11 protein-coding genes are annotated in these 14,015 nt (G+C 73.0%); 4 read left to right on the top strand and 7 right to left on the bottom strand.

The genetic code is table 11. The annotated features are described in order from the left end of the window. Positions 1–95 precede the first annotated feature (95 nt). Entirely contained in the window at positions 96–827 is a 732-nt protein-coding gene (locus DZA62_RS03195) for a TIGR03089 family protein (RefSeq protein WP_116947293.1), read from the top strand. Here DZA62_RS03195 and DZA62_RS03190 read toward each other — a convergent pair. Together DZA62_RS03190 and DZA62_RS03185 are read right to left on the bottom strand one after the other, a co-directional pair. Further along, a complete protein-coding gene (locus tag DZA62_RS03190; RefSeq protein WP_116947292.1) occupies positions 805–1,191 on the bottom strand; it encodes a glycosyltransferase family protein in 387 nt (128 codons plus the stop codon). The genes DZA62_RS03195 and DZA62_RS03190 overlap by 23 nt on opposite strands. A 385-nt stretch (positions 1,192–1,576) precedes the next feature. Further along, the gene (locus DZA62_RS03185; RefSeq protein WP_116947291.1) at positions 1,577–2,194 is read right to left on the bottom strand and encodes a hypothetical protein; all 618 of its coding nucleotides are present in this window, start codon (positions 2,192–2,194) and stop codon (positions 1,577–1,579) included. A 139-nt stretch (positions 2,195–2,333) separates the two neighbouring features. Between DZA62_RS03185 and DZA62_RS36200 the strand changes: the two genes are divergently transcribed. Continuing rightward, the gene (locus DZA62_RS36200) at positions 2,334–4,529 is read left to right on the top strand and encodes a glycosyltransferase (RefSeq protein WP_198663356.1); all 2,196 of its coding nucleotides are present in this window, start codon (positions 2,334–2,336) and stop codon (positions 4,527–4,529) included. 2 nt (positions 4,530–4,531) lie between these two features. Continuing rightward, positions 4,532–5,083, top strand: coding sequence for a hypothetical protein (locus DZA62_RS03175; RefSeq protein WP_116947290.1), 552 nt, complete (start codon positions 4,532–4,534; stop codon positions 5,081–5,083). Positions 5,084–5,102: 19 nt separating this feature from the next. Here the strand turns inward: DZA62_RS03175 and DZA62_RS03170 are convergent, their stop codons facing one another. Beyond that, the gene (locus DZA62_RS03170; RefSeq protein ID WP_157987435.1) at positions 5,103–5,411 is read right to left on the bottom strand and encodes a hypothetical protein; all 309 of its coding nucleotides are present in this window, start codon (positions 5,409–5,411) and stop codon (positions 5,103–5,105) included. An 89-nt stretch (positions 5,412–5,500) separates the two neighbouring features. Between DZA62_RS03170 and DZA62_RS03165 the strand changes: the two genes are divergently transcribed. Continuing rightward, positions 5,501–6,703 carry a hypothetical protein gene (locus DZA62_RS03165; protein WP_116947288.1) on the top strand — a complete coding sequence of 401 codons (1,203 nt, stop codon included), beginning with the start codon at positions 5,501–5,503 and terminating at the stop codon, positions 6,701–6,703. Positions 6,704–6,740: 37 nt separating this feature from the next. Here DZA62_RS03165 and DZA62_RS03160 read toward each other — a convergent pair whose 3' ends face one another. From DZA62_RS03160 to DZA62_RS03145, 4 genes are all read right to left on the bottom strand, one after another. Continuing rightward, on the bottom strand, positions 6,741–8,621 hold the full coding sequence (locus tag DZA62_RS03160) for a hypothetical protein (RefSeq protein WP_116947287.1): 1,881 nt from the start codon (positions 8,619–8,621) through the stop codon (positions 6,741–6,743). A 175-nt stretch (positions 8,622–8,796) separates the two neighbouring features. Then, the gene (locus DZA62_RS03155; RefSeq protein ID WP_116947286.1) at positions 8,797–10,902 is read right to left on the bottom strand and encodes an acyltransferase family protein; all 2,106 of its coding nucleotides are present in this window, start codon (positions 10,900–10,902) and stop codon (positions 8,797–8,799) included. A gap of 15 nt (positions 10,903–10,917) precedes the next feature. After that, positions 10,918–11,637, bottom strand: coding sequence for an MIP/aquaporin family protein (locus DZA62_RS03150; RefSeq protein WP_157987434.1), 720 nt, complete (start codon positions 11,635–11,637; stop codon positions 10,918–10,920). Positions 11,638–11,755: 118 nt separating this feature from the next. Further along, positions 11,756–13,966: a glycosyltransferase family 4 protein gene (locus DZA62_RS03145; protein ID WP_116947284.1), complete on the bottom strand. Its 2,211-nt coding sequence runs from the start codon at positions 13,964–13,966 to the stop codon at positions 11,756–11,758. Positions 13,967–14,015: the final 49 nt, after the last annotated feature.

Here is a 14,015-nt window from a genome sequence, read left to right as displayed (position 1 = left end):
AGTGAAGCACGACGCACCGACAGCCCCAACGGCGCAGGTCGGCGTGCGGTTGGCTACTCAGACGGGAGGTGGGTGGTCGCCGTAGGCTGGGGCGTATGAGTGAGACCCCGGCAGAGCTGCTGCGCACCGCCGTCCGGCACGACGGCGCGCGGCCGTTCCTCACGTTCTACGACGACGCCACCGGCGAGCGCGTCGAACTGTCCACCACCACCTTCGACAACTGGGTCGCGAAGACCGCCGGGTTCCTCACCGGCGGGCTGGGCGCCGAGACCGGCGAACGGGTCGCGCTGCGGTTGCCCGCGCACTGGCAGGCGCTGGCCTGGGCGGCCGCCTGCTGGTCGGCCGGCGTCTGCGTCGTCCTGGGCGACGACGACGTCCAGGTCGCGGTCGCCGGCCCGGACGACGTCGCCGCGGCGGCGGGCAGCGCACCGGAGGTGGTCGGGCTGGCGCTGCGTCCGCTGGGCGGCCGGTTCACCGAGCCTCTGCCGCCCGGCGTCGCCGACTACGCCGTCGAGGTGCCCGGCTATCCCGACCACTTCGTGCCGCTGTTCCCGCCCGACGACACCGAGCCGGCCCTCGACCGTGGCGGCGTGGTACACACCCTCGGCGGGCTGGCCGCGCACGCCCGGCAGCGGGCCGAGCAGCTCGGCGCCGGCGCGGGTGGCCGGCTGCTGGTCGCGACCGACGACCTCGGCACGGCTCTGGTCGACGCGCTGCTGGTGCCGCTGGTCGTGGGCGGGTCGGCGGTGCTGGTGCGCCACGAGGACCCGGCCGGCCGTGCCGCTCGCGTCGACGCCGAGCGGGTCACGGCCACCGCGGCCGCCTGACGGCCAGACGGCGCCGACTGCGACGAGGCTCCTCCGGCGACGAGTACGTCCGCACGGCCGGTCCGAACAGCTCGGCCAGGCCCTCGATCGAGTCGCTGACCACCCGCCCACCCGCCGCCACCGCGTCGAAGACCCGATTCGACACGAAGCCGTGCTCCCGCATATCCGCCCAGTGGTCGTTGAGGACGACCCGCGCCCGCTCGTACGCCGCCCCCGCCGCGTCGTTGTCCAGGTACTCGCCGCGCAGGTACCGCGCCGGAATCTCGTCACGCCAGTTCTGCCCGTAGACGTGCAGGTCGACGCCGGCCTGGATGGCGCTGTGCGCGCTGGAGCCGGACGAGTTCTGCCCGCCGGACGCGCTCACGCTGGTGTCCGAGGAGGTCCGGACGGTGCACTCGTTCGACGCCCGCGCGCGAGTGCTGCTGGACGCGGCCCTGGCGGCGCGCGCGCATGCCTCCTGAGCTGCCCCCAGGTCTCCGCACGTCAGGGCCGGTGGGTGGGTCCTTCCTGGGGCCGGCTCGGGGTATCCGGATGACTGGCCGACACCCCGAAGTCAGGCGAATGCGCCCCACCCGGCCCAGGAGCACGTCACCCGCGTGGGCGCCGGACGCAGCCGGGAGCTCGCCGTGATCCGGCTCCGACGCGGGTGAGGTGCGTCTCGCCCGGGTGACGTCGGTGAGCGCGTGCTCGCCGAGGACCGCACGGAGCCGCCGGTCGGCGCGCTCCGCGCGGTCCTCGGCGACCGTCCGTCAGCCGGCTGACGGACGTGCCTGCGCGGCCCGGGAGCGCACCTCGGCGCGCTGCCGCGCGCTGAGCGGCTGGACGTCGTCGCAGTAGATGGTGCCGGCCACGAAGAGGTCACCCTCGATGACGACCGGGCCGGACAGGTACACCGACCCGATCGCGTGGAGCGCGTTGCCGAGCTCGGTCTCGGTCGAGTCCGTGTAGCCGTAGGCGTAGATCGCGGGGTCGTGGCCGCCGTGGGTCGTGGCGATGACCGCGGCACAGTTCTCGCCGGTGGCGACCACCGCGCCGCCGATGCCCATCAGCTGCTCGTCGTTGGTGTTCACCGCCCGCACGGCCGCACCCATCACGTCTCCGGTCGACGCCACCAGGCCGTCGCCGCCGCCGCGGTGCTGCACGCCGAGCGTCGCCGCTCCGGACGAGCGGACCGTCGTGGTGGCGCTGCCGGCGGTGTTGACGCGGCCCAGCCGCACCGGGTCGCCGGGGGCGGCCTGCGCCGACGAGGCGGCGGCGACACCGGCCGCGGTCGCGACGGCGCCGCCGGCGAGCACGCCTGCGCTGCGAAGCAGCCGGCGGCGGCTGGAGCGGTCGTCGGCCGTGGTCGGGTTCTCGGGTTCCATCATGGGTGCTCCCAGGTCGGGCTGGAGGAATTCGGGACGAACACGGCCGTGTTGCCCACTACACGCCGGCTCCACCCGCCGGGTTGCCCGGATTCGCAGCCCGAATCGGCAGCGGCCCGCGGGTGTGGCACGATCTGGAACCATGCCTGCTCCCGGCACCCGCACTGTCGACGTCCTCGACGTCTCGGACCTCCGCTTCCCCGGCGGCACCTCGCACAGCATCGCCGAGGAGATCACGGCGCAGGCCCGGGCCGGCTACACCACCGGGCTGATCAGCCTGAACGGCCCGCTGGTCGCGAAAGTGTCGCCGGTGAACCGGCTGATCCGGCGGGCCGTCGAGGCCGGCCGGGCGCAGCTGCTGGTCGGCCGCGCGCCGGTGCGCGCGAAGGTGGTCGTGGTCCGGCACCCGGCGGTGCTGCAGCACGCCGCGGAGCAGCTGCCGCCGGTCGAGGCCGACCACGTCGTCATCGTCGCCAACGCCGCGCCGTACGACATCGACGGGCACGAGCACTACCGGCCCGAGGCGGTGCACGAGATCGCGAAGCACCGGTTCGGCCGCGAGCCGCTGTGGGCGCCGATCGGCCCGCTGGTGCGGCAGGCCATCGCCGGCCGGGTCCCGGCGCACGCACTGGCCGAGACCGACTGGGTCAACATCATCGACGTCGACGCCTGGGCGGTGCACCGCCCGGCCCGCGCCGACGAGCGCGGCGCGCGCCCCGTCATCGGGCGGCACAGCCGGTCGTCGCCGCAGAAGTGGCCCGCCGACGCCGCCACCCTGCGCGCCGTCTACCCCGTCGACGGGTCGTGGACGGTGCGCGTGCTCGGCGGCGCCGGGCCGGTGGAGCACCTGCTCGGCGACCTGCCGGAGAGCTGGGAGGTGTTCGCGTTCGGCGCGATGCCGCCGCGCGACTTCCTGGCCTCGCTCGACTTCTTCGTCTACTTCCACAACCCGCGCTGGGTCGAGGCGTTCGGCCGCACCATCCTCGAGGCGCTGGCCACCGGTGTCCCGGCCGTCCTGCCGCCGCACTTCGAGCCGGTCTTCGGCGACGCCGCCGTGTACGCCGAACCGCAGGACGTCCGCGACGTCGTCGACGGCCTGTACGCCGACCGCGCCGCCTACGACGCGCAGGTCGAGCGGGCCCAGCGCACGGCGCGCGAGCGGTACGGCCACGAGGCGCACGTCGCCCGGCTGCAGGAGCTCATCGGGGCGCCCAGCGCGACACCGGCGCCGTCCGCCCCGCCGCTCGCCGGTCCCGAAGCGAGCAGTGAGCGCCCGCCGCGGGCGCTGTTCGTCAGCAGCAACGGCGCCGGCATGGGCCACCTCACCCGGCTGCTCGCCTACGCCGAGCGGTGCACGCCCGCGCTGGAGCCGCACTTCTTCTCGCTGTCGCAGGCCGCGCCGGTGGTCGGGCGGTTCGGGCACCCGTACGAGTACGTGCCGTCGGCGTCCGCGACCGGGCTGGAGCCGGCCCGCTGGCACGCGTACTTCGCCGCCCGGTTGTCGGCCACCATCGAGCGGATCCACCCGTCGGTCGTCGTCTTCGACGGCACCTGGCCGTACGAGGGGCTCGGGCTGGTCCGCAGGGCGTACCCGGGCATCGGCTGGGTGTGGTCGCGACGAGGCATGTGGCGAGCCGGCATGAACCGCGAACAGCTGGCGAAGTCGAGCTGGTTCGACCTCGTCATCGAGCCGGGCGAGTTCGCCGGCCCGGCCGACCAGGGCGTCACCGCACAGGCCCAGGCGGCCCGCGTCGGCCCGGTCACGCTGCTCGACCCCGACGACCTCGACACCCGCGCCGAGGCCCGCGCGTTCCTCGGCCTCGACCCGTCGGCGCCGCTCGCGCTGGTCTCGCTCGGCGCGGGCAACATCAACGACACCAGCGGCGACCTCGGCGCGGTCGTGGCCGCGCTGCGCGACCTCGGGGTCGAGGTGTGCGTGACCCAGCCGGAGATCGCCACCGGCCAGGGTCGCCGCGACGACGTGCACGTGGTGCGCGACTTCCCGCTGTCGCGCCGCTACCGCGCGTTCGACCTCGCCGTCAGCGCCACCGGCTACAACAGCTTCCACGAGCTGCTCCGGTTCGGCGTTCCGACGCTGTTCGTGCCGAACCGGTCGACCGCGCTGGACGACCAGGAGGCGCGGTCGCGTTACGCGTCCGCGCAGGGCTGGGCGCACGCGCTCGAGATCGTCACCGTCGACCAGGCGACGCCGCTGCTGGCCGACCTGCTGGAGCGGGGCGAGCCGATGGTGAAGCACGTCGCCGACGCCGACCCCGGCAACGGCGCCGCCGAGGCCGCCCGCATCCTCACCGGCCTCGTCGCCGAAGGGCAGGACTGACCATGGCCGACCGCCGCAAGCCGCGCCGCGTCATGCGCCACATGCGCCGCATCCCCGGCTACCGCTACGCCCGGCGCACCGTCGTGCCACGCATCCGCGACAGCGCCACCGCCCGCGCGGTCGTGCACCGGCTGTTCGCCGTCGACTCCAAGCAGCACACGCCGCTCGACGTCACCGCGGGCCGGCTGCTGGCCGGCGTCGGCACCGAGCGGCTGCCGGTCGTCCTCGTGCTGCTGCTCGGCCTGCCGGCGGAACGGGTGCGCGAAGTCGTCGACGACGTGGCCCAGCTGCAGGTGCTGAGCGCCGGCTTCCGGCCGGTGATCGTCATGGACGTGCCGGAGCTGGCTGCGGCGCGCTCGTACGGGTTCCCGGCCGAGCTGCTGCTGCCCGAGGACGGCTGGCCGCACGAGACGCAGTCGTGGGACGACTACGTGCGGGGGACGATGGGCACCGTCTTCGCGACGTACCGCAGCACCGCCTCGGTGATCGTCGGGCCGGACGGGCTCGGCCGGGCCGAGCGGCTGCTGCTCGCCTCGCTGGCCCCGCGGACCTGACCCCGCGGACGGGCCCGCGTCAGCGGGTCTGCAGGTCGATGCGCATGGCGCGCGCCGCGCCCTCGGAGACCTCGGGATCGAGCGTGGCGATCTTCTCCTCGACGTCGCCGACCAGCTCGCCCAGCGCGGTCTTGACCGGCTGGGCGTTGGGCGCGAGGTAGTCGTCGTGGAGCTGGCGGGCCTTGCTGCCCGTCCAGGCCGGACCGTCGCCGATGGAACCGGTGGGGCCGTCCATGTTGGGGGTGTCCTCGACCGCGTTGGACGTGCGGGTCTTCAGGCCCTCCATCGCGGAGATGAACGGGTTCGGGACCATTCGCTCGTCAGTCATCACACCCTGCTTCCTGCTCGGTCACACTCGCAGTGAGGCTAGCATGGCGGCTGCGAACGCCCGAGCGAGCCGACGATGGGGAAGAACACGTGCGCACCAGCAGAGCGGTCATCGGAGTCATCATCGCCCTGACCACCCTGACAGCGTGTTCGTCCGACGACGACGGCGTCGAGGTCGAGCTGCTGGCCGGCGGCGGTGACCAGCCCGACGGCACCGGCGCCGACGCGTCCGTCCCGGGCCCGATCTACCGCCTCACCTCCGACGGCAACGGCACGCTGTGGGGCGTCACCGGCTCGCACGTCCTCGTCCAGGTCGACTCCGAGGGCGCCGTACGCTCCACTCAGCTGCAGCTCGACTCCGGCGCCGTCCAGGAGATCGCGGCGGCGCCCGACGGCACCGTGTACGTACTGCCCGACCGAGCCGGCCAAGAGGGTGGCGATGCCGTCGTTCTGGAGCTCGCCGACGGCGAGCTCCAGCCCGCTGTGGGCGTACCGGCCGGCGAGGCGGACCAGCCCGGCCCGGTCACCCCCGACGGCGAACCGGCCACCGAGGCCGAGCTCGGCTACGTCGGCGACATCGCGGTCGACTCCGAGGGGCGGCTGCTCCTGACCGAGCAGGTCGACCCAGCCGGGGCCGACGCTGGGTTCCTGCTGCGCCGGGTCGAGGGGGACGGCACCCTCAGCACCGTCGCCGGCCGAGCCAACCCCGACTACGACCGTGAGCTCAGCGACGACGAGAGCGCCGCGGCGTTCTTCCCCGACGGCACGGACTCCACCGACCTCACTCTGTTCAGCGAGTCCGCCATCGCGGCCGGCCCGGGCGAGCGCATCGCCGTCCAGACCACGCGCAGCGTCTATGTCATCGACGACGCCAGCGCGACTACGGTGCTCGGCGCGGCCGGTGGCGGCCAGCTGCCGGCGGCCACCGAGGGCCCGTTCGCGGGGTCGGCCGATGCGCTGACCCTCGACTACCAGGCCGGCTTCCCCCAGCTCACGCTGGCGGTGAACCCCGACGGTGCGATCCTGGCCAGCGCGACCTCGCTCAGCGGGATCGACCAGGACGCGTTCGCGTGGCGGGTCGAGGACGGCAGCGACCGCGCCCAGGCCGTCGCCGACGCGGCTGCCGACGACTCGCAGACCGCGAACCCCACGCTCTACGTGACTCCCGGCGGCGACGCCACCGTCGCGACGGTCTTCGGCGGCCCGGCGACCTGGCTTGACGACGACACCATCGCCGTCGCCGCGACCGGCGACGACGGCCAGATCATCGTCACGCTCGACGTCGACGACTGACCGTCCCGCGACGCGGCGGGACGGTCAGCGAGGCCGGTCAGAACCGACCGTGGTGGTTCTCGCCGATGTAGACCTGCATGGCAGGGTCCTGCGCCCACTGATTGAAGGCCTGCAGCGCGGCGGGGTCGTCGGGAAACTCCGGGTTGGGCTCGCCGCTGGGCAGGAACGGTGAGATGACGTTGCCGGACGAGTCGGTGAATTTCCCGCCGTAGAGCTCCTCGTAGAACGCCGGGTCGGCCTCCCACGTGACGTCGCCGTCATTGTAGGGGTCGACGCTTCCGGCGTTGTACTCGGCGACGGCCGTCGCCACCCAGGTCTTGTGCTGGTTGGCGAAGTCGTAGCTGAGGTCCGGCGGGCCCTGGCCGGCGCCGGCGTTGACGATGGCCTGGGTGATGGTGTTCTTCATCGCGTCGATGAAGGCGTCCTTGCCCATGTCGATGAGGGCCTGCGGGTCCGGCGGGACCAGACTGAAGCCGAAGTCGACGAGGGAGGCGACGAACTCCTCACGGGCCGCCTCGTCGTCGGCGATCTCCTGCAGGACTGTGTCCCAGGAGCCCTGGAACGCGGCCGCCATCTGCTGCGACACGAGGTCGTCCCAGAAGTGCTCGTTACCGTTCTCGGAGCCGGCGGCACCCTGGATGTAGTCGCCGTACCAGGTGTACATCATCTCGTGCAGCCGGGCCGCGCCGTCGGGGTTGCGCATCCCCTCGGTGATGAAGGCCTGCCACGCGCTCGGGTCGACCTCGATGCCGTCGCGGCCGGGGTTGTCGCTCACACCGCCCGGCGAGCTCATGCTGTAGACGAGGTCGTCCCAGTACTCCTCGGTGATGTCGGCGAACACCACGCGGTAGGCGTCGAAGAACGGGAACGGCTCCTTCTGCGCGCCGACCTGGTTGATCAGGTAGGCGGCGTTCTGCTCGGCGAGGTTGGGCTGGTCCTCGTCGTGCAGCCGCAGGCGCGCGAAGATGCCGGTGTCGTCGATGGTCGCCGAGTGCAGGAACGCGGCGAACGCCGCCTGGAAGTCATCTTCGCTGGTGACCGGACCGATGACCTGCGCCTGGTTCCAGACGTCGTCCTGGTGTTCGGCCATGTACTCGGCGCTGGCCCGCGGGTTGCGCGCCAGGCCGGCGTAGACCCCCGTCGCGTCCGTGAACCGTCCGACGGTGTCGTAGTCGCCGTGCAGCGCCGCCTCGGCGAACGCCACCAGGGAACCGTGGTCCCAGGACCCGTGCTGGGTCAGCGCGGCGATGCGGTCCGCGATCTGAATCTCTCCCGGGTACTCGCTGTCGACCAAGGCCTGGTTGATCTCGCTGACGAACTCCGCGTCGTAGTCGATCCGGAAGCTCGCCGTCGCGAAGACGTTCGCCACCGCCAGCTGTGGCGCGTCGTTGCCGTCCGCCTCAGCCTGGATGTCCGCGTCGATGAGCAGGAAGCCGCGCGCCTCAGGGCTCAGGCCGTTGATGAAGGCCTCGGCGAAGTCGGGGTCGTGGCCGTACTGCTCGAGCTGCTCGTAGACCTCCGGCGGGACCTCGCCGTTGCCGTTGTTGACCTGCTCGGCGAGGTCGCTGCCGGCGTTCTGGGCGTCCTCGACGGAGTCGAAGTCGTCGTTGAGGATGTCGGTGCCCTGCACGGTCAGGACGCCGTCGCCGGCCCAGCCGTTGGTCTGCTGCTCGGCCAGCAGCTGCACGGCCAGACTGTGCCGGCGACGCATGTCCGGCATGATGGTCTCGAGGTCGCTCTTCGCCTCGAGCAGCTTGTTCAGGTTCGACTTGTCGACCCCGAAATACCCGAAGTCGGTCTCCAGGCCGCTGATGCGGTCGGTCAATCCGGTCAGCGTCGCAGCGAGGTCGTCGACCGCCTGCCCCAGCGCGTCGACGTCGATGGAGGTGTACTCCCCGCCGCCCTCGTCTGGCCTCATCACATGCTCCTTCGTCGTCGGCAGTAGACAGGGTCTCCGCGCACGTTCGTCGACGTGGCGTGGTCATCCGTGCCCGTTGCTGACCGACGAGTCCCCAGCAAGCAGGACTCTAGCGGAGTATCCGGAAACCGCATCACGGCGGTCCACCGGTCACGACCGGCCCGCAGACTCATGGTCACATGGCCGCGAGCAGCGCCGCATCCAGCCGTGGTGTCAGCGACTCGACGTAGGTCGCGGTGAGGTGCGAGCCCCGCCGGTAGACCAGTGTCTCGCCGATGACTGCCGGGCACTGGTCGCCCGGGCAGATGAAGTCGCGCAGGTCGACCACCCCCACGTCGTCGAGGTCGTCCAGTGCCTCCTGCTGCGGCGCCGCGCCGCTGGCGCGCACCCCTTCCGAGCGCGGGAAGGCACACTCGCTCAGCTCGTCCGGGTGGGTGGCGACGCACTCCATGACGTCGCCCTGGGGGTTCGGGTTGTCGAGCATGACGACGACGTCGCGGCCCGCCTCCTCCAGGCCGGACCACACGCCGCGCAGGTCGGTGGCCATCCGCTCCGCCCGGACGTCCTGCGGGTCGTCCCCCGCGGCGTAGCCGGCGACCTGTGACGTCAGCACGTAGTCGAGGGAGTCGTCGGTGCGGAGCCGATCCAGCCGGGCGTCGTTGTACTCGGCGCACCACTCGTTCGGCTCACCCTCGTAGGCGACGTCGACCGTGGTCAGCGGGCAGGCGCTCTTGAGGTAGGTGACGAGCCGCCAGCCGCGCTCCGCGGCGACCCGCTCGAGCGCCGGGAGCCACTGGTGCATCTTGGAGTCGCCGACGACGGCGATCGTGACGGCGGCGTCCGGCGGCCCGAACGCGCACGACTCCAGCCGCGTGCCGTCGATGTCGCTGATGCACAGCTCGCCGTCCAGCATCGCCATGTCGTCGGGCGCCGCGAGCACGTCGGGAACCATCGTGTCGACGGTGTCGGCCGGCCGTCCGTCCGGGTCGGAGCCGGGGTCGTCGCCCAGCGCGGCCGCGCCCGGAGCGTCGGTGTTGCCGTCGTACTCGGGCCGCGGGAGCGCGAGCGCCACGACCACGGCGGCGGCCACGCCGACGGCCGTGCAGGCCACGCCCAGGACGCCGGCCCACGAGGGACGCCGGGCGAAGACAGCGGCGTGGTGGATCGGCGCCTCGACCAGCCGGTACGTGAGCCAGGCCGGCACGACGGAGAACGCGACGACAGCCAGGCCGGCGCTCGTGGACAGCGTGCCGTCGTCGCCCCAGAGCACCGCGGCGCCGACGAGCAGCGGCCAGTGCCACAGGTAGAGCGAATACGACAGCGTGCCGATGCCGCGCATCGGCGCGACACCCAGGAGACGCGCGCTCGCGCTGCGCCGGCCGGCACCGCCGGCGACGATGACCGCGACGGCGCCCAGCACCGGCAGCAGCGCGGCGCTGCCCGGGAACGGCGTCGCGGCGTCGAACCGGACGGCCGCGTACCCGATGGCGACGAGGCCGGCCAGACCGAGGACGTGCGCGGCCCACCCGGGCAGTCGGTCCAGCCGGTGCGCCACCACCGCCAGCGCGGCGCCGGCGGCCAGCTCCCACAGCCGCGTGGTCGAGACGAAGTACGCCTGGCCCGGGTTCGCCTCGGTGAAGAGCAGCGACCACGCCAACGAGGGCAGCCCGATCAGCGCGATGCCCGCCAGCATGACGGCGTCGAGCCGCCAGCCGCGTCGTCGGCGCAGCCAGGCCAGCAGCACCAGCAGCACCGGCCACACGAGGTAGAACTGCTCCTCGACCGCCAGCGACCAGAAGTGCTGCACCGGGCTGGGCGCGTTGTCACTGGCCAGGTAGTCGACCGACTGCCCGGCCAGCCTCCAGTTGACGACGTAGAGCGCGCTGGCGCCGATGTCCCACGCGGTGGAGGCCCACCGGGTGACCGGCAGCACGAGGATCGTCATGGCCGCGACCGCGCCCAGCACGACGGCGGACGCGGGCAGCAGCCGGCGCGCGCGGCGGGCCCAGAACCGCCGGAGGCCGAGCCGGCCGGTCTGCTCGAGCTCGCGGTGGATCAGCCCCGTGATGAGGAAGCCGGAGATGACGAAGAAGACGTCGACGCCGACGTAGCCACCGGCCAGGAACGGGACCCCGGCGTGGAAGCCGAGCACCGCGAGCACGGCGACGGCGCGCAGACCCTGGATGTCGGCGCGGAACCGCCCGTCACGTGCCGTACCCGGCCGGCGGGCCCGGAACCGGCCGGAGGCAGTGTCGGGCGACGCGACGGCAGCGGGCACCACGGGGCGAACGGCGGATCAGGGCAGCAACGACGGACCCGGCGGCGGGACCGGCTGCGGGTACACGTTGCGGTGGCGGTTGAACGGCCCGCCGCTGGGCGGTGCGATGACGAACCGGTACAGCGCCCAGGCGAGGACGGCGCCGATGACGGGACCGGCCAGCCAGACCGCGACGCCGTCCCACTGACCGCTGACGACGGCGGGGCCGAACCCCTTCGCCGGGTTCAGCGCGCTGCCGGTCAGGGAGTCGGTGGCGAAGGCGCCGACGGCGACGGTGAGGCCGATGCCGAACGGGTAGGCCGACAGCGGCGCGCGGTCGTCGACGACCGCGCCGAACACGACCAGCACGATGGCCAGCGTGAAGATGGCCTCCAGCGCGATGGCCCCGCCGATGGTCATGACGTCGGCGACGACCGGGGTGCCGACCTCGACGACCTCGCGGTCGGTGGTCAGCATGACGGTCACGGCACCCAGCGCCGCGCCGGCGAACTGGGCGAGCCAGTAGGCGACCGCGCCGAGCACGTCGATCTTCTTGTCGAGCAGCATGGCGAGGGTGATGGCCGGGTTGAAGTGGCCGCCGGACACGTGCCCGAGCCCCACCGTCAGCCCCACCACGACGAACCCGTAGGCCAGCGCCCGTGGGGTGGCGCCGGCGCCGACGACGAGCAGCGTGCTGCTGATGAGTATGAATGCACCGACCGCCTCCGCGATGGCGTTGCGGATCCATGCGTCAGTCATCGACGACACCACTCCTGTCGAGGTCTTCCGGTTTCGGCCGCGACCGTAGGTCACCCCCACCCGGCCGAGCCCGCCGCCCTGTCACGAGGACCCTATCGTGACGGCGGGCCCATCGTGGTCAGCTCACCGGGGTGCTCGAAGTCGCCAGCATCTCGTCGTACGCGGCCTCGACAACGGCCGTGACGGACGCCCAGTCGCGCTCGCGCACGACCCATTCGCGGGCCGCCTGGCCCAGCTGCCTGCGCTGATCGGGCGCGTCGAGCAGCTGCTCGATCACGTCGCGGAGGTCGGCGGCGTCGCCCTTGCGGAATACCCGCCCGGTGACGCCGTCCTGGATGAACTCCGTCAGGGCGGCGACGTCGGAGACGATGATCGCCTTGCCCATGGCCATCGACTCGAACGGCTTGATCGGCGAGATGAGCTCGCACACGGGCAGCGGCAGCCGCGGGAACGGCGCGACGTCGATGAGCGACAGGTAACGCGAGACCTGCTCGTGCGGCACGCGGCCGGTGAAGGTGACCATGTCGCCGAGCCGCAGCCGATCGGCCTGCGCGTGCACGGCACGCTGGGCGTGACCGTCGCCGACGATGATCACGTGGACGTCGTCGCGGGTCTCCTTCAGGCTCGCGACGGCGTCGAGCAGGACGTCGAGGCCCTCGTAGTCGACCAGCCCGCCGACGTAGCCGATGACGGTCTTGCCGGCCACGCCGAGCTCGGCCTCGAGCGCGCGGTCGCGCTCCGCGGGCCGGAACTGGTCGACGTGGACGCCGTTGGGGACGACGACGATGCGGTCCTCGGGCACCCCGCGCCGGGCCATCTCGCGGCCCAGGGCCTCGGTGATGACGAAGCAGCGGTCGGCCTCGCGGGCGAGGCCGGTCTCCAGCTGGTCGAGGAAGCGGTGCCGGTCGGAGCCGTCGAACGCGGGATCGCGCGAGACCTTCATCAGCTCTTCGAGGCCGCGCATCTCGTAGACGAAAGGCAGCCCCAGGCGGCGGGCGGCGGACAGGCCGGCCATGCCCGCGACGTAGAAGCTGGACGCGTGGATCAGCCGGGCCCGGTGCCGCACGGCGAGGTCGCGCACCCCGGCTTCGAACCGCTCGATGTACGACGCCAGCGGGAACTGCGGGTACTGGCGTACGCCGTCCTCCAGCAGCCGGTGGTACGGGATGCCGTCGACGTGGTCGACCTCGGGCACGACCGTGGTGTCGGCGCTCTTCCAGCGGTCGTACGGGAAGCCGAGCCGGGTGACCGCGCGCATGTCCCAGCCGCGTCCGGCCAGTGCCGTGATGACGCCGTGCGAGCGGGTGGCGTACCCGCCGGAGCGGATCGGCAGCGACTGCGACAGCACGGACAGGACCGCCCGAGGTGCCGGCTCGTACGGCGTCTCCTCGGCCGGCGGAGGGAACGTCCAGCCCTTCCGGGCGATGGTCAGCTGGTCGCGTGCGTTGTCGAAGGTGGCGCGGTAGCCGGCGTTGTCGGGCCGCACCACCAGCGCCTTGGCCGCCATGATCGAGGCGGCGTTGGCGTTGCCCGCGGCGAGTGCCAGCGAGGCGGCCTTGCCGATCTCGGCGACCGGGAACCCGGCCCGGGCGCCGCGCGGGCCGACCTGCGGGCTGTTGGGCGGGGTGGTGGCGACGAACCGGGCCACCTCGTGCCACGCACGGCAGCGCACCAGGGCCTGGACGACGATGCGCAGCGGCCGGCTGCTGGTGCCCAGGACCCGCGCCAGTTCGGGCTTGAAGACGTCGGGACCGCCCTCGTGCGCCCGGACCAGCCGAGCTTCGTCGAGCAGCTCGTCGAACTTCTCGCGGCCGGCCTTCCGCAACCGCGGCAGCGCCGACACCATGGCGTCGTAGGCCTCGAGGACGTCGAGGTCGGCGCCGGTCAGGGCATCGACCGCGCGGCCGAACTCCTTGGCGCTGCGCGGGGCGGTCACGAGCAGCAGCCGCATGGCCTCGTCGGCGTCGTCGGCGCGCTTGAGCCGCAGCGCCAGCCGCCGCCGCATGAGCAGGGTGCCGACGGTCTGCTCGCCGGCGTCGATGGCGCGCTGGACGGCCTGGAGCGCGCCCTCGTTGTCGCCGCCGCGTTCCCGCGCGGCGGCGATGAGCCGCCACGTCGTCCCGCCGTCGGTGGCCAGCTCGGCCACCGGCTCGACCAGCCGGAGCATCCGCGCCGGGTCGCTCTGGACGAGGTCGCCTGCCTGACTCAGGCGGGTGCGCACGACGAAACCGACCCACCGCGACGGCCCCTTCGTCGGCGGGACGATCAGGGCCACCCGGCCGGCCAGCCTGCGGGCCGCGCCCCCGCGGCGGTGGAACTGCGTGTTCACGTACGAATCCCCGGTTCTGCCGATGCGTCGGCGACGATGGTACCGAACC

The sequence above is a fragment of the Jiangella endophytica genome (assembly GCF_003427025.1).
Classification (GTDB): Bacteria; Actinomycetota; Actinomycetes; order Jiangellales; family Jiangellaceae; genus Jiangella; species Jiangella endophytica.
This window is presented reverse-complemented; position numbering and strand designations above follow the sequence as displayed.

Excerpts from the sequence above, each read along its gene's own strand:
- DZA62_RS03160 (WP_116947287.1), bottom strand. The coding sequence starts at position 8,621 with ATGAGGCCAGACGAGGGCGGCGGGGAGTACACCTCCATCGACGTCGAC.
- DZA62_RS03170 (WP_157987435.1), bottom strand. The coding sequence starts at position 5,411 with ATGACTGACGAGCGAATGGTCCCGAACCCGTTCATCTCCGCGATGGAG.
- DZA62_RS03185 (WP_116947291.1), bottom strand. The coding sequence starts at position 2,194 with ATGATGGAACCCGAGAACCCGACCACGGCCGACGACCGCTCCAGCCGC.
- DZA62_RS03195 (WP_116947293.1), top strand. The coding sequence starts at position 96 with ATGAGTGAGACCCCGGCAGAGCTGCTGCGCACCGCCGTCCGGCACGAC.
- DZA62_RS03150 (WP_157987434.1), bottom strand. The coding sequence starts at position 11,637 with ATGACTGACGCATGGATCCGCAACGCCATCGCGGAGGCGGTCGGTGCA.
- DZA62_RS03175 (WP_116947290.1), top strand. The coding sequence starts at position 4,532 with ATGGCCGACCGCCGCAAGCCGCGCCGCGTCATGCGCCACATGCGCCGC.
- DZA62_RS36200 (WP_198663356.1), top strand. The coding sequence starts at position 2,334 with ATGCCTGCTCCCGGCACCCGCACTGTCGACGTCCTCGACGTCTCGGAC.